The 19884-nt window shown below is 68.8% G+C and carries 22 protein-coding genes; 15 read left to right on the forward strand and 7 right to left on the reverse strand.

Annotation, left to right across the window (positions count from 1 at the left end; all coding sequences use genetic code 11):
* The 11 genes from DDE23_RS00005 to rplP form a co-directional block, all read left to right on the forward strand.
* Positions 1-129, forward strand: a 129-nt coding sequence (locus tag DDE23_RS00005; protein ID WP_475271471.1) for an EF-Tu C-terminal domain-related protein, incomplete at its 5' end; no start/stop codon positions are given.
* Positions 130-184: 55 nt separating this feature from the next.
* Positions 185-493: a 30S ribosomal protein S10 gene (gene rpsJ, locus DDE23_RS00010; RefSeq protein ID WP_068305476.1), complete on the forward strand. Its 309-nt coding sequence runs from the start codon at positions 185-187 to the stop codon at positions 491-493.
* 12 nt (positions 494-505) lie between these two features.
* On the forward strand, positions 506-1234 hold the full coding sequence (gene rplC, locus DDE23_RS00015) for a 50S ribosomal protein L3 (protein ID WP_107754498.1): 729 nt from the start codon (positions 506-508) through the stop codon (positions 1232-1234).
* Positions 1231-1851, forward strand: a complete 621-nt coding sequence (gene rplD, locus DDE23_RS00020) for a 50S ribosomal protein L4 (protein WP_107754499.1) — start codon at positions 1231-1233, stop codon at positions 1849-1851. The genes rplC and rplD overlap by 4 nt, the downstream gene beginning before the upstream one ends.
* Positions 1848-2144 carry a 50S ribosomal protein L23 gene (locus DDE23_RS00025; protein WP_107754500.1) on the forward strand — a complete coding sequence of 99 codons (297 nt, stop codon included), beginning with the start codon at positions 1848-1850 and terminating at the stop codon, positions 2142-2144. The genes rplD and DDE23_RS00025 overlap by 4 nt, the downstream gene beginning before the upstream one ends.
* Positions 2145-2262: 118 nt before the next feature.
* Positions 2263-2613, forward strand: a complete 351-nt coding sequence (locus DDE23_RS00030) for a DUF2200 domain-containing protein (protein WP_107754501.1) — start codon at positions 2263-2265, stop codon at positions 2611-2613.
* Positions 2614-2848: 235 nt separating this feature from the next.
* Complete coding sequence (gene rplB / locus DDE23_RS00035; RefSeq protein WP_107754502.1) at positions 2849-3688, forward strand: 50S ribosomal protein L2; 840 nt, start codon at positions 2849-2851, stop codon at positions 3686-3688.
* A 3-nt stretch (positions 3689-3691) separates the two neighbouring features.
* Entirely contained in the window at positions 3692-3970 is a 279-nt protein-coding gene (gene rpsS, locus DDE23_RS00040) for a 30S ribosomal protein S19 (protein WP_107754503.1), read from the forward strand.
* Between the two features lie 3 nt (positions 3971-3973).
* On the forward strand, positions 3974-4354 hold the full coding sequence (gene rplV, locus DDE23_RS00045; protein ID WP_107754504.1) for a 50S ribosomal protein L22: 381 nt from the start codon (positions 3974-3976) through the stop codon (positions 4352-4354).
* Complete coding sequence (gene rpsC / locus DDE23_RS00050; RefSeq protein WP_107754505.1) at positions 4354-5082, forward strand: 30S ribosomal protein S3; 729 nt, start codon at positions 4354-4356, stop codon at positions 5080-5082. The genes rplV and rpsC overlap by 1 nt, the downstream gene beginning before the upstream one ends.
* A gap of 12 nt (positions 5083-5094) precedes the next feature.
* Positions 5095-5508, forward strand: coding sequence for a 50S ribosomal protein L16 (gene rplP, locus DDE23_RS00055; RefSeq protein ID WP_107754506.1), 414 nt, complete (start codon positions 5095-5097; stop codon positions 5506-5508).
* Between the two features lie 102 nt (positions 5509-5610).
* On the opposite strand, the gene DDE23_RS00060 is transcribed toward rplP, so the two are convergent.
* The 3 genes from DDE23_RS00060 to DDE23_RS00070 form a co-directional block, all read right to left on the reverse strand.
* Positions 5611-6270, reverse strand: coding sequence for a 2OG-Fe(II) oxygenase family protein (locus tag DDE23_RS00060; protein ID WP_107754507.1), 660 nt, complete (start codon positions 6268-6270; stop codon positions 5611-5613).
* A 114-nt stretch (positions 6271-6384) separates the two neighbouring features.
* Positions 6385-7341 carry a delta-class carbonic anhydrase gene (locus tag DDE23_RS00065; protein ID WP_157957938.1) on the reverse strand — a complete coding sequence of 319 codons (957 nt, stop codon included), beginning with the start codon at positions 7339-7341 and terminating at the stop codon, positions 6385-6387.
* A gap of 169 nt (positions 7342-7510) precedes the next feature.
* Positions 7511-7996: a peroxiredoxin gene (locus DDE23_RS00070; RefSeq protein WP_107754508.1), complete on the reverse strand. Its 486-nt coding sequence runs from the start codon at positions 7994-7996 to the stop codon at positions 7511-7513.
* 101 nt (positions 7997-8097) lie between these two features.
* Between DDE23_RS00070 and DDE23_RS00075 the strand changes: the two genes are divergently transcribed.
* From DDE23_RS00075 to DDE23_RS00090, 4 genes are all read left to right on the forward strand, one after another.
* Complete coding sequence (locus DDE23_RS00075; protein ID WP_107754509.1) at positions 8098-9297, forward strand: NAD(P)/FAD-dependent oxidoreductase; 1200 nt, start codon at positions 8098-8100, stop codon at positions 9295-9297.
* A complete protein-coding gene (gene rsmD / locus DDE23_RS00080) occupies positions 9297-9857 on the forward strand; it encodes a 16S rRNA (guanine(966)-N(2))-methyltransferase RsmD (RefSeq protein ID WP_107754510.1) in 561 nt (186 codons plus the stop codon). The genes DDE23_RS00075 and rsmD overlap by 1 nt, the downstream gene beginning before the upstream one ends.
* 226 nt (positions 9858-10083) lie before the next feature.
* On the forward strand, positions 10084-11262 hold the full coding sequence (locus DDE23_RS00085; protein WP_107754511.1) for an aminotransferase class I/II-fold pyridoxal phosphate-dependent enzyme: 1179 nt from the start codon (positions 10084-10086) through the stop codon (positions 11260-11262).
* A gap of 7 nt (positions 11263-11269) precedes the next feature.
* The gene (locus tag DDE23_RS00090; protein ID WP_107754512.1) at positions 11270-14653 is read left to right on the forward strand and encodes a DNA translocase FtsK; all 3384 of its coding nucleotides are present in this window, start codon (positions 11270-11272) and stop codon (positions 14651-14653) included.
* A gap of 297 nt (positions 14654-14950) precedes the next feature.
* Here DDE23_RS00090 and rnd read toward each other — a convergent pair whose 3' ends face one another.
* From rnd to DDE23_RS00110, 4 genes are all read right to left on the reverse strand, one after another.
* Positions 14951-16108, reverse strand: a complete 1158-nt coding sequence (gene rnd / locus DDE23_RS00095; protein WP_107754513.1) for a ribonuclease D — start codon at positions 16106-16108, stop codon at positions 14951-14953.
* 93 nt (positions 16109-16201) lie between these two features.
* Entirely contained in the window at positions 16202-16651 is a 450-nt protein-coding gene (locus DDE23_RS00100; protein ID WP_107754514.1) for a hypothetical protein, read from the reverse strand.
* Positions 16648-18753 carry an efflux RND transporter permease subunit gene (locus tag DDE23_RS00105; RefSeq protein ID WP_107754515.1) on the reverse strand — a complete coding sequence of 702 codons (2106 nt, stop codon included), beginning with the start codon at positions 18751-18753 and terminating at the stop codon, positions 16648-16650. The genes DDE23_RS00100 and DDE23_RS00105 overlap by 4 nt, the downstream gene beginning before the upstream one ends.
* A gap of 317 nt (positions 18754-19070) precedes the next feature.
* The gene (locus DDE23_RS00110) at positions 19071-19853 is read right to left on the reverse strand and encodes an SDR family NAD(P)-dependent oxidoreductase (RefSeq protein ID WP_107754516.1); all 783 of its coding nucleotides are present in this window, start codon (positions 19851-19853) and stop codon (positions 19071-19073) included.
* Positions 19854-19884 lie beyond the last annotated feature (31 nt).

The following is a 19884-nucleotide window of genomic DNA, read 5'->3' on the forward strand; positions in this document are numbered from 1 at the left end:
CCGGGCGACAACCTGAAGTTCGAAGTCTCGCTGATCGCGCCGATCGCCATGGAAGAGAAGCTCCGCTTCGCCATCCGTGAAGGCGGCCGCACCGTCGGCGCCGGCGTCGTCTCCAAGATCCTGAAGTAAGCAACGCGGTGGGGTGGGGCCTCCCGGCCCCGCCTCCAACCCCGAGGGAAAAACGATGCAAGGTCAAACCATCCGCATCCGGCTCAAGGCCTTCGATTACCGCGTGCTCGACGCTTCGACCGCGGAAATCGTCAATACGGCCAAGCGCACGGGCGCCCAGGTCCGCGGGCCGATCCCGCTGCCCAACAAGATCGAGAAGTTCACGGTTCTGCGTGGTCCGCACATCGACAAGAAGTCGCGCGACCAGTGGGAAATCCGCACGCACAAGCGTCTTCTCGACATCGTCGATCCGACCCCGCAGACCGTGGACGCGCTGATGAAGCTCGACCTCGCTGCCGGCGTCGACGTCGAAATCAAGGTTTAAGGAGCCGACACGATGCGCTCTGGAGTCATCGCAAAGAAGCTGGGCATGACCCGGCTGTTCCTGGAGGACGGGAAACAGGTTCCCGTGACCGTCCTTCAACTCGACGCCCTGCAGGTTGTCGCGCAGCGCACGGCTGACACCGACGGTTACACCGCGGTCCAGCTGGGTGCCGGCACGGCCAAGGCCAAGCGCGTCTCGTCGCCCATGCGCGGCCATTTCGCGAAAGCGAATGTGGCGCCCAAGCGCAAGGTCGCCGAGTTCCGCGTCTCGCCCGAGAACCTGATCGACGTCGGCGCCGAGATCTCGGCCGAGCATTATGTTGCCGGTCAGTTCGTCGACATCGCCGGTACCTCGATCGGTAAAGGCTTCGCGGGCGTCATGAAGCGCCACAACTTCGGCGGTCTGCGCGCCTCGCACGGGGTCTCGATCTCGCACCGGTCGCACGGTTCGACGGGCCAGTGCCAGGACCCCGGCAAGGTGTTCAAGGGCAAGAAGATGGCCGGTCACCTGGGCGCGGTCCGCGTGACCACCCAGAACCTGCAGATCGTCCGCACCGACGCCGACCGTGGCCTGATCATGGTCAAGGGCGCGGTTCCCGGGTCGAAAGGCGGCTGGGTCACCATCAAGGACGCGGTGAAGAAAGCCGCCCACGCTGACGCGCCCCGTCCGGCCGGCCTGAAAGCCGCCGCGGCGACCGCTTCGGCCGAGGCTGCGCCTGCCGCTGAAGGAGCTGACGAATGAAACTCGACGTGATCAAGCTCGACGCCGGCAAAGCCGGGGAAGTCGATCTGAACGACGCGATCTTCGGGCTCGAGCCGCGTGCGGACCTGCTGCACCGTGTGGTCCGCTGGCAGCGCGCCAAGGCGCAGGCCGGCACCCACGCGACGCTGGGCAAGTCGGACGTGTCCTACTCGACCAAGAAGATCTATCGCCAGAAAGGCACCGGCGGCGCCCGCCACGGTTCCAAGAAGGCCCCGATCTTCCGCAAGGGTGGTGTCTACAAGGGCCCGACCCCGCGGTCGCACGCCTTCGACCTGCCCAAGAAGGTCCGCGCCCTCGGCCTGAAGCACGCGCTTTCGGCCAAGGCGGCTGCCGGCAAGCTGGTGATCCTGGATGCGGCCGATCTGGCCGAAGCCAAGACCGCGATGCTGGCCAAGGCGGTGAACGACCTGGGCTGGAAAAAGGTCCTGATCATCGACGGCGCCTCGGTCAACGAGAACTTCGCCGCCGCCGCCCGCAACCTCGACGGCGTGGACATCCTGCCCTCGATGGGCGCCAACGTCTACGACATCCTCAAGCGTGAGACCCTGGTCATCACCAAAGCGGGTGTCGAAGCTCTGGAGGCTCGACTCGCATGAGCGCGAAACCCGAACACTACGACGTGATCCGCAAGCCGATCATCACCGAGAAAGCGACCATGGCCTCGGAAGCCAACGCGGTCGTTTTCGAAGTGGCGATCGACTCGACCAAGCCGCAGATCAAGGAAGCCGTCGAGGCCCTGTTCGGCGTCAAGGTCAAGGCGGTGAACACCACCGTGACCAAGGGCAAGGTCAAGCGGTTCCGGGGCATCCTCGGCACCCGCAAGGACGTCAAGAAAGCGTATGTCACCCTCGAGGAAGGCAACGCCATCGACGTGACGACCGGCCTGTGACCGGCCAAGGTGGGCAGATTGCCCACCCTACGGAACGAAGGGCCCCCGTGCGATGCGCGGGGGCCTTTGCCTTGCCCTGAGGCGCAGGCTTCGGCATTCTGTGGGGCGGAGGGCGCCGATGGACACTCACCGCATCTACAAGACCAGCGTGGCGAGCGTCTATCGCCACTATGTCGCCAAGGTCGAGCGGAAGGGCCGCAGCCGCGAGGAGCTGGACGCGGTGATCCGCTGGCTGACCGGGCATGACCAGGCGGGCGTCGAGGCCGTGCTGGAGCAAGGCACCGATTTCGAGACCTTCTTCGCCGAGGCGCCCGCGATGAACCCGGCGCGCGCGGCGATCACCGGGACCATCTGCGGCGTGAAGATCCAGGAGCTGGCACCCGGCACGATGCGTGAGATCCGCATGCTGGACAAGCTGGTGGACGAGCTGGCCAAAGGCCGGCCGATGGCGAAGATCCTGCGCGGCTGAGGCGGGGCCCGGGCCCTCGCGTTTCCCGCCCCGGCCCTTGCAAAAAAGCACTGCGGGCTATGGACGCGGGGTCGGAAATCGCGTAACCCCCGCGCATCGCCCAGCCCCGGATTCGTCCGGGGCTGCCGATTTATGGAATCGGGGTCGCCCGCGGCCCCTTTGCTACGGCCACCTTCGGGGGGCTTCACACAGACAGGCGGGGCAACCCGCCGCAAAGCAACGGAAGACAGAAAGCATGGCACTCAAGTCGTATAAACCGACGACGCCTGGCCAGCGTGGGCTGGTTCTGATCGACCGTTCGGAGCTTTGGAAAGGACGTCCCGTCAAGTCCCTCACCGAGGGCCTGACGAAATCGGGCGGCCGGAACAACACCGGACGGATCACGGCATTCCACAAGGGCGGCGGCGCCAAGCGTCTCTACCGCATCGTGGACTTCAAGCGTCGCAAGTTCGACGTCGCCGCGACGGTCGAGCGCATCGAATATGACCCCAACCGCACCGCGTTCATCGCGCTGATCCGCTACGCCGATGGCGAAGTGGCCTATATCCTGGCCCCGCAGCGTCTGGCGGTCGGCGACAGCGTCATCTCGGGCGCCAAGACCGACGTGAAGCCCGGTAACGCGATGCCCTTCTCGGGCATGCCGCTCGGTACCATCGTCCACAACGTCGAACTGAAGCCCGGCAAGGGCGGCCAGATCGCGCGCGCCGCGGGCACCTATGCCCAGTTCGTCGGCCGTGACGGTGGCTATGCCCAGCTGCGCCTCTCGTCGGGCGAACTGCGCATGGTGCGTCAGGAATGCATGGCCACCATCGGTGCCGTGTCGAACGCCGACCACTCGAACCAGAACCTCGGCAAGGCCGGGCGTCGTCGTCACATGGGCATCAAGCCGACCGTTCGCGGTGTTGCGATGAACCCGATCGACCACCCGCACGGCGGTGGTGAGGGCCGGACCTCGGGCGGCCGCACGCCGGTCACCCCGTGGGGTAAGGACACCAAGGGTACCCGTACCCGCTCGAACAAGGCGACGGACAAATACATCATCCGTTCGCGCCACGCCAAGAAGAAGGGCCGCTAACACATGGCACGTTCTCTCTGGAAGGGTCCCTTCGTCGATGCCTATCTGCTGAAGAAAGCGGAAAAGGCGCGCGAGTCGGGGCGTAACGACGTGATCAAGATCTGGTCGCGCCGCTCGACCATCCTGCCGCAATTCGTGGGCCTGACCTTCGGCGTCTACAACGGCAAGAAGCATGTCCCGGTCAACGTGACCGAGGAAATGATCGGCCAGAAATTCGGTGAATACTCGCCGACCCGTACCTATTACGGGCATGCGGCCGACAAGAAAGCGAAGAGGAAGTAAGCCATGGGTGCGGAAAAGAACCCCCGCCGCGTGGCGGACAACGAGGCGATGGCGAAGCTCACCATGCTGCGCACCTCGCCCCAGAAACTGAACCTCGTCGCCGGCCTGATCCGCGGCAAGAAGGTCGAGAAGGCTCTGGCCGACCTCACCTTCTCGAAGAAGCGTATCGCCGTCGACGTGAAGAAGTGCCTCCAGTCGGCCATCGCCAACGCCGAGAACAACCATGGTCTGGACGTCGACAACCTGATCGTCGCCGAGGCCTGGGTGGGCAAGAACCTGGTCATGAAACGCGGTCGTCCGCGGGCTCGCGGCCGTTTCGGCAAGATCATGAAGCCGTTTTCGGAAATCACCATCAAGGTGCGTGAGCGCGAGGAGCAAGCGTAATGGGACAGAAGGTCAACCCGATCGGGATGCGCCTGCAGGTCAACCGCACCTGGGACAGCCGCTGGTACGCCGAGGGCAAGAACTACGGCAACCTGCTGCTTGAAGATCTGCGCATGCGCGATTTCATCAAGGAAGAGTGCAAGGCTGCCGGCGTCAGCCGTGTGGTGATCGAGCGTCCGCACAAGAAGTGCCGCGTCACGATCCACACCGCGCGTCCGGGCGTGATCATCGGCAAGAAAGGCGCGGACATCGAAGGTCTGCGCAAGAAACTGTCGAACTTCACGGATTCGGAACTGCACCTCAACATCGTCGAGGTCCGCAAGCCCGAGCTGGACGCCCAGCTGGTGGCCGAATCGATCGCCCAGCAGCTCGAGCGTCGCGTCTCGTTCCGTCGCGCGATGAAGCGCTCGGTGCAGAACGCCATGCGCATCGGTGCCCTCGGCATCCGCGTGAACATCGCCGGCCGCCTCGGCGGCGCCGAGATCGCCCGGACCGAATGGTACCGCGAGGGTCGCGTGCCGCTGCACACGCTGCGCGCCGACATCGATTATGCGCTGGCCGAGGCCATGACCCCCTACGGGATCATCGGCATCAAGGTCTGGATCTACAAGGGCGACATCATGGAGCACGACCCGCAGGCGCGCGATCGCCGGCAGGCCGAGCTGCAGGAAGGCCCCAGCAGCGCGCCGCGTCGTGATCGTCGCGACGATCGCCGCGATCGCGCCTGAGGAGAGTAAGTCATGCTGCAACCTAAACGGACCAAGTTCCGCAAACAGCACAAGGGCCGCATCCATGGCGAAGCCAAGGGCGGTTCGGACCTGAACTTCGGCTCGTTCGGCCTGAAGGCGGCCGAGCCCGAGCGGATCACAGCCCGCCAGATCGAAGCCGCCCGCCGGGCCATGACGCGTCACATGAAGCGTCAGGGCCGGGTCTGGATCCGCATTTTCCCGGATGTGCCGATCTCGGCTAAGCCGACCGAAGTGCGGATGGGTAAAGGCAAAGGGTCGGTCGACCGCTGGGCCTGCAAGGTCAAGCCGGGCCGGATCATGTTCGAACTGGACGGCGTCGGTGACGAAGTCGCCCGCGAGGCCCTGCGCCTTGCCGCGATGAAGCTGCCGATCAAGACCCGCGTCGTCGTTCGCGAAGACTGGTAAGGTGCGTGCGAGCACGCACCCTACGGTGTAGAGACAACGAAACCCCCGCCGATCACTCGGTGGGGGTTTTGCATTTCACGGGTGTCGCCGTGCGAGCGCCCCTCACTCCCACCGATAGTTGAAACTGACCGAGATCCGCTCGTCCTCGGCCATGTTCATCGGCACCTCGTGCCTCAGCCAGCTTTCCCACAGCAGCACGTCGCCGACCTCGGGCTTCACATAGACGAAGGTCTGCAAGTCGCGCCGGGCGGTCTTCTTGCGCGGGGGCGCGGCCATCATCCGGGCCGAACGCGGGTCTTCCAGTTTCAGCGCCGAGGTGCCCTCGGGCATCTGCACATAGGTGGTCCCCGAGATCACCGAATGCGGATGCAGATGCGAGCTGTGCATGCCGCCTTCGGGCAGGATGTTGATCCAGATGTCTTCCAGCACCAGCTTGCGGTCGTCGAGATCGAAATCCAGATCCTCGGCGAAGGCGGCGACGTGTTTGTCCAGCGCCTTGACCATCTCGGCGAAGATCGGGAAGCGCCAGGGCAGGTCGGTCAGCGAGGCGTAGGAGGTATAGCCGGGATAGCCCTCGGCCTCGCACCATTCCTGGCCGGCCTCGTCATCCTCGGCGATGGAATAGCATGAGGCCACGAGTTCATCGTGATCGACCGTCGGCCGATAGGCCGAGAGCGGCGCGCGGTAGAGGCGGGTGACGAAAAGCGATTCGATGCTCGCCTTGTCGGAGGCTTTGGGGTCGGAGGCTTTGGGCTTGGCCATGCGTGGTGTCCTGGGCTGGGCGCGGTCAGGGGCCCGCGCGTCTGATCCCCGGATTACACGCAAGTGGCGGTCGCCTGCAAATTCCGTGATGGCGCGGGCCCCGCGCTTCGCCGATCAATAGCGGATCGCCGACAGTTGTTCGGGGTCGATGACCAGGTTGCGGACCCCATGGGCGTGGTCTTCCTCGAAGATATTGTGCCCCAGCCAGGCGTCCAGCGACCGGATCGACACCCTGAGGACCCGTGGTCGCACGCTCCAGGTCACCTGATAGGGCGAGCCGGTCTCGTTATAGGCGGGCCCGGTGGTGGAGCCGGTATAGAGCACGGGTTCCCCCAGGGTCATCGGCAGGTTCGGCGCCTGGGCATAGCCGCGCTGCGTCGCCACCTGCGTCAGTTCCAGGAAATTCGCGGCGCTGTCGTCGTTGACCAGCACCATGACCACCGCCTCGACCCGCAGTTCCGGGTTGCCGGTGGCGGGATCGAGGCAGGCGCCCAGCGTCGGCCCGGGACGCACCTGCGCCGTGGTATAGACGAAATGAACCTCGATCGTGTCGCCCGGCACCAGCGCGCCGTGGTCGGTGGCGCCGACCGGATGGGCATAGGGGGCAAGTTCCGCCGCGCTGAGGTCGCCGGTATAGAGGTAGCCGGACCCGTTCCCCGCCCCGTCGCCGTTCCCGGCATAGGCGGTGAATTCGCCGCCCCGGTGTTCGGCGCCTTCATGCAGGTGGATGTTGCACAGGTTCATCCGCATCGGATCGGGGGCGAGGCCGAAGACCCTGAGATTGGCGCCGATCGGCATGTCGATGTCGCGGGGCGATTGCGGGCCGAAGCCCTGGCTGCGAAAGGCCGCGGTCAGCGCCGCGCGCTGCGCGTCGATCACGGCATCCTCGACCACATGGACTTCATGCTCGGCTGCATGCGCCTCGGCCACGGCAGGGGCAGCGCCATGCGCGGCCTCCTGTGTGGCGACCGGCGCGGAGAGCTCATGCGCGGGGGCGCCATGGGCCGCATCCTCGGCCAGGGCCGGAACGGGGAGAAAGGCAAGCAGGGACAGGGCAAAGAGGCGGACCATAAGGCAACTCCGGGTCAGGATCGGCCCGAAAAGCCTGCCGCCAAAGAGTTACCGCCGCGTCGACGCCCCGGGCCCCGGGGCCGGAAAAACGCCTGCATTTTTCAGGAAGTCGCCGCCGACGCCCGCCCCGGAAGAAGGCCGGGGCACCGAAGCGCCCCGACCAAGCGACTCACAGCGCCTCGACCATCGCCTCGCCGCCGGAAATCTCGCAGCCCTTGCCGGTCTCGGGGTGATAGACCTTCACCACGCCGTCCTCGACCATCATGGCATAGCGCTTGGAGCGGCCTTTCAGCCCCACCGGCGGCGCGTCGAACAGAAGACCCAGCTTCTCGGTCAGTTCGCCCATGCCGTCGGACAGCATGGTGATCCCGGCCTTGGCCGCGCCGGTATCCTCGCCCCAGCTTTTCATCACGAAAGCGTCGTTGACCGAGAGGCAGACGACCTCGTCCACGCCTTTCGCTTTCAGCGCGTCCATGGTGCGGATGAAGGAGGGCACATGGGCGGAATGGCAGGTCGGCGTATAGGCGCCGGGCACGGCGAAGATGACGACCTTGCGGCCTTTGGTCAGGTCGCTGACCGAGACCGCCTCGGGGCCTTCGGCGCCGATCTTGCTGAGCGTGGCCTCGGGCAGCGTGTCGCCAACGGAAATGGTCATGTAGGGCGTCTCCTCACTGGGTTTGCGCGAATGGCTGGGATATATCTCCCCCGGGCGCAGCATCCAGTGCGCGTGAGGCGAAGGCAAGCAGGGAGACAGGCATGGCGGGAATCGTGGTGATCGGGGCGGGGCAGGCGGGATCGTCGCTGGTGGCAAAGCTGAGGGGGCTGGGCTACGCGGGCGAGATCACGCTGATCGGGGACGAGCCGGTGCCGCCCTACCAGCGCCCGCCGCTGTCGAAGAAATACCTGCTGGGCGAAATGGATATCGAACGCCTGTTCCTCAGGACCGAGGCGTTTTATGCCGAACACGACATCACCCTGAAGCTGGGCGCGCCGGTCACGGCCATCGACCGGGCGGCGAAGACGGTGACGGTGGGGGACGAGGTCATCGCCTATGAGCAGCTGGCGCTGACCACGGGCTCGGATCCCCGGATGCTGCCCGCGGCCATCGGCGGGGCGCTCGGCGGCGTCTATGGCGTCCGGCGGCTGTCCGACATCGACGCGATGGCGCATGAATTCGCGCCGGGCAGGCGGCTTCTGGTGGTCGGCGGCGGCTATATCGGGCTGGAGGCCGCGGCGGTCGCGGCGCTGAAGGGCCTCAAGGTCACGTTGATCGAGGCCGCGCCGCGCATCCTCGGCCGGGTCGCCGCGCCCGAGACGGCGGATTTCATGCGCGCCCTGCACCAGCGCCACGGGGTGGAGATCCGCGAGGGGCTGGGGCTGGTCCGCCTGACCGGCGAGGGCCATGTGACCGGCGCCGATCTGGCCGATGGCAGCCATATCCCGGTGGATTTCGCCATCGTCGGCATCGGCATCACCCCCGGCCAGGATCTGGCCGAGGCCGCGGGTCTGGTGATCGAGAACGGCATCCGCACCGATGAGGAGGGGCGCACCTCGGACCCGTCGATCTGGGCGGCGGGCGATTGCGCCAGCTTCGTCTATCGCGGCGCCCGGATCCGGCTGGAGAGCGTGCAGAACGCCATCGACCAGGCCGAGGCGGTGGCGGCCAACATGCTGGGCGCGGGCAAGACCTATGTGCCGATGCCGTGGTTCTGGTCGGATCAATACGACCTGAAACTGCAAATCGCGGGGCTGAACACCGGCTATGACCGGGTGGTGGTGCGCGAGGCGGGGGCGGCGCGCAGCCATTGGTATTACCGGGGCGAGACCTTCCTCGCGGTCGATGCGATGAACGACCCGCGCGGCTACATGGTCGGCAAGCGGCTGCTGGAAGCGGGCAAATCCCCCGATCCCGCCGCCGTGGCCGATCCCGCGACCGAGTTGAAGACGCTCCTCTGATGCGGATCGTCGGCGGCTCTGCGCGGGGGCTCCAGCTGGCCGAGGTGGGCGCGGGCGATCCCGTCGCCCATCTGCGCCCGACCTCGGACCGGGTGCGCGAGGCGCTCTTCAACATGCTGGGGCAGGGGAAATGGGGCGATCTGGTGCAGGGCCAGCGGGTCCTCGACCTCTTTGCCGGCACCGGCGCGCTGGGGTTGGAGGCGCTGTCGCGCGGCGCCCTGCAGGTCACGCTGGTCGATGACGGCGCGACCGCCCGGGCGCTCATTCGCACCAATATCGAGAAGATGCGCGCCATGGGCACGACGCGGCTCTACCGGCGGGACGCGACCGACCTCGGGCCCAACCGGGGCCCGGGCTTCGGGCTGGTGTTCCTCGACCCGCCCTATGGCAAGGGGCTGGGCGAAAAGGCGCTGGCCTCGGCGCGCGAGGGTGGCTGGCTCGCCCCGGGTGCGACGCTGGTCTGGGAGGAAAACGCCCCCCAGCCCGCGCCCGAGGGTTTCACCCTTCTCGACCAGCGCCGCTATGGCGAGACCTGGATCACCATCCTGCAAGCGCCCTGAGCCCCTGCCAGCCCCATCATCTTGTGTGAAATACGCACGGGGTTTCCCAAGGGGGGTGTACCCCCCTTGGGCGGGGGGCTCGGGGGGCTGGCCCCCCGACCTTTCCCCGCGCAACCCAAAAACCACAAGCGCCCGGAATCCCCACCCTTTTTCTGGACCTGCGCGCGCGGCCGGGTTATCCTTCGGGCAAAACGGGGCGATACGATCCCGTCGAGCAGAGGCATTCATGGATTTTCCCCAGCGGTTCTCGAACCTGCCGGCTTACGCATTTCCGCGTCTGCGCGCGCTTCTCGACCCCCTTCCGGCGGGCGGCGAGCCCATCGCCATGACCATCGGCGAGCCGAAGCACGCCATGCCCGCCTTTGTGGGCGAGGTGCTGGCGGCCCATCTGCAGGGCTTCAACCGCTATCCGGCCAATGACGGGACCGAGCCGCTGCTGACCGCGATCTCGGCCTGGCTGAAACGCCGCTATGGCGTGACCATCGCCAACGACCGCCTCATCACTGCCAATGGCACGCGCGAGGCGCTGTTCAACGCGGCCGTTGCCCTGTCGCCCGAGACGAAGAACGGCGCCAAGCCGGTGATCCTGACGCCGAACCCGTTCTATCAGGTCTATGCCATCGCCGCGCTCAGCGTCGCGGCAGAACCCGTCTATGTCCCGGCCACCGCCGCGACCGGGCATCTGCCCGATTACACCGCGCTGCCGCCCGCGCTGCTCGACCGGGTGACGATCGCCTATCTCTGCTCGCCCGCCAATCCGCAGGGCGCGGTGGCCAGCGCGGACTATTGGGCCGAGCTGCTGGCGCTGGCGGAAAAGCACGATTTCCGCATCTTCGCCGATGAATGCTACGCCGAGATCTACCGCGACACGCCGCCGCCCGGCATCCTTGAGGTCGCGGCGCGGATCGGCGCCGATCCCGAGCGGGTCGTGTCGTTCCATTCGCTCTCGAAACGTTCGAACCTGCCCGGCCTGCGCTCGGGCTTCGTCGCTGCGGGGCCGCAGTCGATGAGGGCGATCCGCCAGCTGCGCGCCTATGCCGGCGCGCCGCTGCCCGATCCCCTGCAGGCCGTCGCCGCCGCCGTCTGGAATGACGAGGCGCATGTCGCCGAGAGCCGCGCGCTCTATCAGCAGAAATACCGCATCGCCGACGAGATCTTCGGCGGGCTCAATGCCTATATGCCCCCCGAAGCGGGGTTCTTCCTGTGGTTGCCGGTCGCCGATGGCGAACAGGCGGCCGTGAAACTGTGGCAGGAGACCGGCGTGCGTGTGCTGCCGGGCGCCTACCTCTCGCGCGAGGTCGGGGGCGAAAACCCCGGCGCCGGCTATATCCGCGTGGCGCTGGTCGCCCCGGAGGATGAGACCCGGCGCGGACTGACCCTGCTGCGCAACTGCCTTTATGCGTGAGGATCCGATGGCCAGCTTCCCCACCCCGCACCAACGCGACCCGCTGATCGACCACCGGCTGCAGGCGATGCTCAGCCAGCGCGGCAAGGAATTGCTGGGCCTGGGCCTGATCGGCCTGGGGCTGGTCCTGGCGCTGATCCTCGGCTCCTACAGCCCCGAGGATCCGACCTGGATGGCCGCGACCGACGCGCCGGTGCACAACGCGCTCGGCCGGATCGGCGCCGCCATCGCCGCGCCCCTTTACACGATCATCGGCAAGGGTGCCTGGGGCATCGCGCTGGCCTTCTGCGTCTGGGGCACGCGGCTCGTGATCCATCAGGGCGAGGATCTGGTGCTGGGCCGGTCGTTCTTTGCCCCCGTGGCCTTTGCGCTGGGGGCGGTCTGGCTCGCCTCGCTGGTGCCGGGCTCGGGCTGGGTGCTGAGCTTCGGCATGGGCGGCATGTTCGGCGACACCGTGCTGGCGGCGCTGATGACGGCGCTGCCGATGACCACGTTCGTCGCCAATCTGGTGACGCTGATGACCTTCGCCGGGACGCTGGCGCTCTATCTCTATGTCCTCGGCTCCTCGGTGCCCGAGCTGATCCGCATCGGCCGCTTCCTGATGTCGGGGCTGATCCTGACCTATATGGGCGCCCTGTCGCTGATGGGCTTTTCCGTGCGCGGCATGGGCGGGTTGGCCCTGCGCGGTCACGAGCATTGGCAGACCCGGCGCGAGACCCGCGCGCAGGCCCGTGCCGCCGCCGACCATGCGCTGGCCCAGCACCAGCCCTGGGCCGATCCGGCCGGGGGCGACTGGGACCAGCAGGGCTGGGATCATCAGCCCGCCGCCGCGCATCCCGGCTACCGCCCGCTCCATGCCGATCCCCGCGCCGCTCAGGCCCCGCGTGCGCCCTATGGCCATGCCGTCGAACCGCCGGTCAGCGCTCGCCGCGGCCATCCGGCGCCGCAACCGGAATGGGAGCCCGACCCCTGGGCCGATCCCTACGACGCGCCCGCCGCAGCGCCCTATCACGCGCCGCAGCAGGCGCCCCGACAGGGCCAGTCCTGGCACCGCCCGGCGGCCGAGGCGCCGCAGCGCGCCCCCGCGCCGCAGATGGCGTCCCATCACGCGGCCGCCCCGCACGGCAGCGCGCGCCCGGCCCCGCTCCACGCGGCTGCCCAGGCCCGTGCCCCCATGCCGCAGCCCGCGCCCTATCGCGCCCCGGAAGCGGCCGAGCCCGCGAAGCCGGGTGTGCTGGGCCGCGTTGCCGCGCTGACGCGCCGGCCCGAGCCCGAGCCCGATGTCTGGTCGATGCCCGATGCCGAGCTGATCGAGACGCAGGCGCCGCACTACGACACCCGGGCGCCCAGCCCCGAGGGGCTGCGTGCCCGGATCGCCGAACTCATGACCTCGCGCAGCCGCGCCAAGCCGGTGCTGCGCTTCGACCCCGAGGAATACCCGAGCCGCGCCAAGCCGCAGCCGGCCCATGCCGAGCCGCCGCTGACCGCGCGCCGCGAACCGGCCCTCGCCGCCGCGCCCGCCGTGGCCCCGGTCGAACCCCCGGCGCAGGGTTTCTCGTTCAGCCACGCCTTCGGCTACCAGCCCGCGCCCGCGGTCTACCCGGGCGCCACGCTGCCGGTGACCCCGCTGCCGGGCGCCGCGCCCGCGCGGGGCGGGCCGCTGCGCCGCGATCCCGAACCGCTGATCGAGGACGACGACGAGGACGAGGACAACGACATCTCGCGCTTCGACGCGCCGCCGCCCCGGGCCTCGGCCTTCGCCGACCCGCGCCCCGCCGCTCCGGCCGCCGCCGGGCGCCGCGCCGCGCCCGTGGCTCCCTCGCGTCAGGCCCGGGCCGAGGCGCAGCCGCGCCTGCCGTTCGAGCCGCCGTCCGACGGGTTCGAACTGCCGCCGCTGTCGCTGCTGGCCGATCCCCGCAGCGTCCACCGCGCCCAGGTGCCGCAGAGCGCGCTCGACATGAACGCCCGGATGCTGGAAAGCGTGCTCGACGATTACGGCGTCCGGGGCGAGATCGTCAGCGCCCACGCCGGGCCGGTGGTCACGCTTTACGAACTGGAACCGGCCCCGGGCCTCAAGGCCAGCCGGGTGATCGGCCTGTCGGACGATATCGCCCGCTCGATGTCGGCGCTGTCCGCGCGCGTCTCGACCGTGCCGGGGCGCACGGTGATCGGGGTCGAACTGCCCAACGCCGACCGCCAGACCGTGGTCCTGCGCGAGATCCTCGCCACCCGCGATTTCGGCGACAGCCAGATGCGCCTGCCGCTGGCGCTGGGTGTGGATATCGCCGGCCATCCGGTGGTCGCCAACCTCGCCAAGATGCCCCACCTGCTGATCGCCGGGACCACCGGCTCGGGCAAGTCGGTGGCGATCAACACCATGATCCTGTCCTTGCTCTACAAGCTGACACCGGCCGAATGCCGGCTGATCATGATCGACCCCAAGATGCTGGAACTCAGCGTCTACGACGGCATCCCGCATCTGCTGTCCCCGGTCGTCACCGACCCCAAGAAGGCCGTGGTGGCGCTGAAATGGGTGGTGGGCGAGATGGAGGAACGCTACCGCAAGATGTCGAAGATGGGCGTGCGCAACATCGAAGGCTACAACGGCCGCGTGCGCGAGGCTCAGGCCAAGGGCGAGATGTTCAAGCGCACCGTGCAGACGGGCTTCGACGACGAGACCGGCGATCCGGTGTTCGAGACCGAGGAATTCGCCCCGGAACTCTTGCCCTTCATCGTGGTGATCGTCGACGAGATGGCCGACCTGATGATGGTCGCGGGGAAAGAGATCGAAGCCTGCATCCAGCGCCTGGCGCAGATGGCCCGGGCCTCGGGGATCCACCTGATCATGGCCACGCAGCGCCCCTCGGTCGATGTCATCACCGGCACGATCAAGGCCAACTTCCCGACCCGGATCTCGTTCCAGGTCACCTCGAAGATCGACAGCCGGACGATCCTGGGCGAGCAGGGCGCCGAGCAGCTCCTGGGCTCGGGTGACATGCTCTACATGGCGGGCGGCTCCAAGATCACCCGCGTGCACGGCCCCTTCGTCTCGGACAGCGAGGTCGAAGAGGTGGTGATGCATCTGAAAAGCTACGGCCCCGCGGATTACGTCTCGGGCGTGCTGGAAGGGCCGGAAGGCGAGCGCGAGGCGGATATCGACGCGGTGCTGGGCCTCGGCGGCGGCGAATCGGGCGGCGACGACGCGCTTTACGACCAGGCAGTGGCGATCGTGGCGCGCGACCGCAAATGCTCGACCTCCTACATCCAGCGCAAACTGGGCATCGGCTACAACAAGGCCGCGCGTCTGGTGGAGCAGATGGAGCAGGAGGGCGTGGTCTCGACCGCCAACCATGTCGGCAAGCGCGAGATCCTGGTGCCGGAAAGCCACTGAGGGGCCGTGTGGAAGCGGGGGGCAGCCCCCAGAGAACGCAAAAGGCGGGGGGCCAGCCCCCCGCGCCCCCCGCTCAAGGGGGTTTTCCACCCCCTTGAGAAACCCCCGAGGATATTTGAAGCGCAAAGAAGGCGGCTTAACGCCCTCTTAATCTTCATCTTTGTTCTTCAAATATCCTCGGGGGGTGAATGCCCGCAGGGCAGAGGGGGGCAGACTGCCCCCCTTCTTCGGCGCGGCAACGCCGCGCCGCTGGTCGCCCGAGGCGCCCGCGGCAGCGGGTAACGAGGGCGAAACCCCTCAGATCTCGATGACGCGGACCTGCTGGCCCTTGGCCGCCAGCGCCAGTTCGCCGTTGCAGAGCCGCAGCGCATCCGCGCCGAAGATCTCGTGCCGCCAGCCCTTGAGGCAGGCCACATCCCGCTTGCCCGCGGCGATCTGGTCCAGGTCCGAGGTCGGCGCGATCAGCCGCTGCGCCACGCCTGCGGAATCGGCCTTGGCCTTGAGCAGCACCCTGAGCAGATCCGCCAGCGCCGGGTTGACCTGCAGCGGTTCGTCCTCGGTCGCGGCGCGCGGCCAGTCCTTGGGCCCGAGCGTGAGCGCCTGTTGCACCGCTTCGAGGATCCCGTCGGCGATCTCGCCCCGCCGCGCCTCGCGCAGCAGAAGCCGCGAGCGGCCCAGCGCCTCGATCGAATCCGGTTTGGTCGAGGCCAGTTCCAGCAGCGCGTCGTCCTTGTAGACCCGCGAGCGCGGCACGTTGCGGGTCTGGGCGTAATCCTCGCGGAACCGCGCCAGTTCCTTGACCAGCGCCATGAACTTGCCCGATTGCCCGCGGGTGCGGATCTTCTGCCAGGCGTCCTCGGGATGGGTGACATAGGTCTCGGGCGAGGTCAGCACGCCCATCTCCTCGGCCACCCAGGCGGCGCGGCCGCTTTTCTCGATGTCTTTCTTCAGGTGTTCGTAGATCTGGCGCAGGTGGGTCACATCATCCAGCGCGTAGCGCAGCTGCGCCTCGCTCAGCGGGCGCTGCGACCAGTCGGTGAAGCGCGAGGTCTTGTCGAGCGGCGCCTTGGCGATCTTCTTGACCAGCGTCTCGTAGCCGACCTGTTCGCCGAAGCCACAGACCATGGCGGCGATCTGGGTGTCAAACAGCGGCTCGGGGATCACCCCGCCGTCGATGAAGAAGATCTCCAGATCCTGCCGCGCGGCGTGGAAGACCTTCACCACATCGGTGTTGCGCATCAGGTCCAGCAGCGGATCGAGCGACAGCCCCTCGGCCAGCGGGTCGATGACATAGGCACGCTCGGGGCCCTTGCCGGGCAGCGCCATCTGCACGAGGCAGAGCTTGGCGTAATAGGTCCGCTCGCGCAGGAACTCGGTATCGAGGGTGACGTAGGGCTCGCCCGCAGCCTCGGCGCAGAGTGCGGCAAGGGCTTCGGTGGTGGTGATGATGTTCATTCGGCCTCGCAGGCGCGGGGTCGTCCCGCTGGTTCAACGGTTCTACGGGGCGTCGGGAGGAATGGAAAGGGAACGCCGCGCGGCCCCCTTCCCTCAGTCACGCAACTGCAACACTGCCTCGCCGCGCGTCGGACCCTGCCGCCCTTCGCCGCTGAGCCGGAAGTGCAGGGTCTCGCCCGCGCGCCGGATCTCGAAGAGCCCCTCGGCACCGTCGCCGAGGCGCAGGATTTCGCCCTGGATCCGGCCCTCGATTTCCTCCGGCAGGTCGTCATCGCCCCGGTTTTCGCCCCGGATCAGCCCGCCGTCGGCCTCGCGCAGCAGATAGGCGAAGCTGCGCCCGCCCTGCTGGGTTGCGCAGCGGCCCTGAAAGACATGGCCGGAAAGCCGCGTGCCCTCCAGCCGGATACGGCAGCGGAAGCGTTGCGCGGGTTCACCCGGCAGGGCCAGCGTGCCCTCGCCCTGCCATTCGCCCTCGAAGGGCGCGAAGGTCTGCGCCATGGCGGGGGAGGCGAGGCTGAGGGCGATCAGGGCGGCGCGGATCATTGCAGGCTCCATCGGATAAGGCCGGGCAACAGGTAGAGATCGGCGGCCAGCGCCAGCGCCACGGCCAGCGCGATCAGCCCGCCGAAAACCGCGAGCCCGGGCAGGGCCGAGGCCAGCGTCACCGCCAGCCCGGCAAAGAGGATCGTCGTGGTGGCGGCCATCGGCGGCCCGGCCTCGACCAGCGCGCGGTCGACGCGGCGGGCGGTGCTGCCCCGGGCCAGCCGCAACCGGTTCAGCAGATGCAGCGTGTCGTCCACGGCGATGCCGAAGGCCACGGTGAGGGCGATCATGTTCATGATGGTCAGTTCGCGACCCCAGAGCACCAGCCAGGCCTCGACGCCCAGGATCGGGATCAGGTTCACCACCAGCGCCAGCAGCCCCAGCCTGAGCGAGCGGTGGACCAGCGCCACCAGCAGGGTGATGGCGAGGATCGTCGAATAGAGACCCCAGCGCAGGCTTTCGACGATCCGCGGCCCCTCGGTCAACAGGGCGTATCCCGGGCCGACGATCTGCGTCACCCCGGCAAGACCGGCCTCGGCAAGGCGGGCCTCCAGCGCGGCCAGCGCCTGATCGGCGCGCACGTCGGCGGCGGCAATGGGCAGCTGTACCGGCAGGGCATGGGCGCCGCCATCGCGTGAGGCCATGCGCGCCAGCATCGCCTCGCCAGCCGCGCCCCGGGCGAAGGCGTCGCTGCCATAGAGCACGCGGGCGGCGGCGCGGATCCTGTCCCGCGGCGCGGCCGGGTCATCCTCGACCACCACCAGCATGCGGTCGGCGCCCAGCCCCTCGGCGTCCATGATGGCCAGCGCCTCGGTCACCGGGGCGCCGCGCGGCAGGTAATCGGCATAGCGGAACCCCAGGTCCGAGCGGCTCTGCAGCGCCCAGAGCCCGGCCAGCACCAGCGCCGCCAGCAGCGCGACCAGCCGCCCGTGGCGCGCCAGCGCCCGCGCCCCGGGCACAAGGCCGCGGAAAAGCCGCGGCGCCCGGGTTCCGGCCCGTGGCCGGTCCAGAAGCCGCATCAGCACCGGCGTCATCAGCAGGACCGAGGCGAGGCACAGCGCCATGCCCAACCCGCCCGCCCAGGCCATCCGGTTCAGCGAGGGGGAATCGGGCAGGGCGAGCGAGGCGAAGGCAAGGATCGTGGTGAAGGAGGTGAGGGCGGCCGCGGGCGCGGTCTCGGCCAGGGCCCGGGCCAGCGCCGGGCGCCGCGCCATGCCGCGGCGCAGGGCGTGGATCGCGGCATGATAGACATGCACGGAATCCGAGAAGGCCAGCACGATCAGCACCACCGGCAGGGATCCCATCAACGGGTCGATGGGCGTGCCGCTGGCGCCGAGCACGCCGAAGAACCACACCAGCCCGGTGATCGGCGGCAGGGCGATCACCGCCACCGCCCGGGCCGAGCGGAACAGGATCGCGGTGAAGGCGAGGCAGATCAGCGTCGCCAGCGGCACCAGCAGGCCCAGGTCATGGATCAGCTCGCGGGCAATGGCGCGCTGCACGGCGAGGAGGCCGACGATCTCGGTCTCGAGGGCGGGGGTGGTGGCCGCGGCCTCCGCCAGACGCGCGGCGAAGGCATCGCCGCCCTGACCGCGCTCGGGCGCCACGACGATCAGCGTGGCGGTGAGGCCCTCGTTGACCAGCTGCGCGGCCAGCGGGCTCTCCCGCCGGATCGTGGCGAGGCGCTCGGCGGGCGGCAGATCCGCCAGTTCCGGCCCCGAAAGCCAGGCGCCCTCGCGCCCCGGGGCCGGCAGGCCGGGCAGCGAGATCACCTGCTGCACGCCCTCGACGAAGTGCAGGTCGAGGACCAGATCGTCGAGCGCGGCAAGCCCCGCCTCACTGGCCAGATCGGGGGCGCGGACCAGAAGCACCTCCTCGGCGGTGAGGGGGCCGAACCGCGCGCTGTAGCGGTCGATGGCGCGCGCGCCCTCCGTGCCGGTGCCGATCAGCCCCGAGAGGTCGACCGCCACCCGGATCTGCGTCGCCTGCCAGAGCGCGAGCAGGGTGACGAGGACCAGCGCCAGCCCGGGCCAGAGCGGACGGGCCAGCAGCCGGGCGAAGGCCCGCACCAGCAGGGAAGCGGAGGGCGCGGGCTGTTGCATGAGCGGCAAGCTAGCACAGGGCGGCCGGGGAGCAAGCGCGAGGGCGGGCGACAGGTGGCGGGGGCCAGCCCCCCGCGCCCCCCGCCAAAGGGGGCCCTCGGGCCCCCTTTGGAAACCCCCGAGGATATTTGGAGAACAAAGATGAAGGTTGAGAGGGCGTTAAGCCGCCTTCTTTGCGCTCCAAATATCCTCGGGGGTGAGGGCCGCCCGGACGAGGCGCCGGTGGCGCGTCGTCAGGCCCGAACGCCCGGAGCGCAAGCGTAGGGCCGGACCAGGCCGTCAGGCCAAGAGGGGGGCAGACGGCCCCCCTTCTTCCCTTACAGCGACCATTTCGGCGTGAAGGGCAGTTGCGCGGACAGCGCGCCGTCCACGGCCAGAACCTGCCCGTTCACATAGCTCGCAGCCTCCGAGGCGAGGAAAGCCACGGCCTCGGCGATCTCCTCGGCGCGGCCGCCGCGGCGCAGCGGGTTCAGCTGGCCGATGCGGTCTTCCTTGCCCCGGGCGCGGGCGTCGTCGAAGAGCGCGGCGGTCATCGGCGTGTCGATGAGGCCGGGCGCCACGCCGTTCACCCGGATCCCGGTGCCGCTCAGGGCCATGGCGGTGGTCTGCACCAGATTGGCCACCCCGGCCTTGGAGGCCGAATAGGGGATCGGCCCGGCCCCGGCCCTGAGCCCCGCGACCGAGGCGGTGCAGACGATGGCCCCGCCGCGCTGCATATGCGGCAAGGCAGTGCGGATGGCGATCCAGGGGCCCAGCAGGTTGATGCGCAGCACCTCCATGAAATCGGCGCTCGGCGTGTCGAGCCGGGGCAGCAGCCCGCCCGTCACCCCGGCATTGGCGAAGAGCACATCGATCCCGCCGAAGCCCGAGACCGCATGGCCGACGATCGCCTCGACCCCGGCATCGGTGGCGCAATCGGTGACCAGCGCGCTGGCCTCGGTGCCTTCGGCCCGGGCCAGGGCGGCGGTTTCCTCGACCCCTTCCTGCACATCGGCCAGTACCAGCCGCGCGCCGCGCCGGGCGAGCAGCAGGGCCGTGGCGCGGCCGATGCCACCGGCGGCGCCGGTGATGATCGCGGTCTTGCCGGTGAAATCGCTCATCTCATCCCTCCCTCGATGCCGGGGGTCGCCC

This window comes from Pararhodobacter aggregans, assembly GCF_003075525.1.
In the GTDB taxonomy this organism is placed as follows: domain Bacteria; phylum Pseudomonadota; class Alphaproteobacteria; order Rhodobacterales; family Rhodobacteraceae; genus Pararhodobacter; species Pararhodobacter aggregans.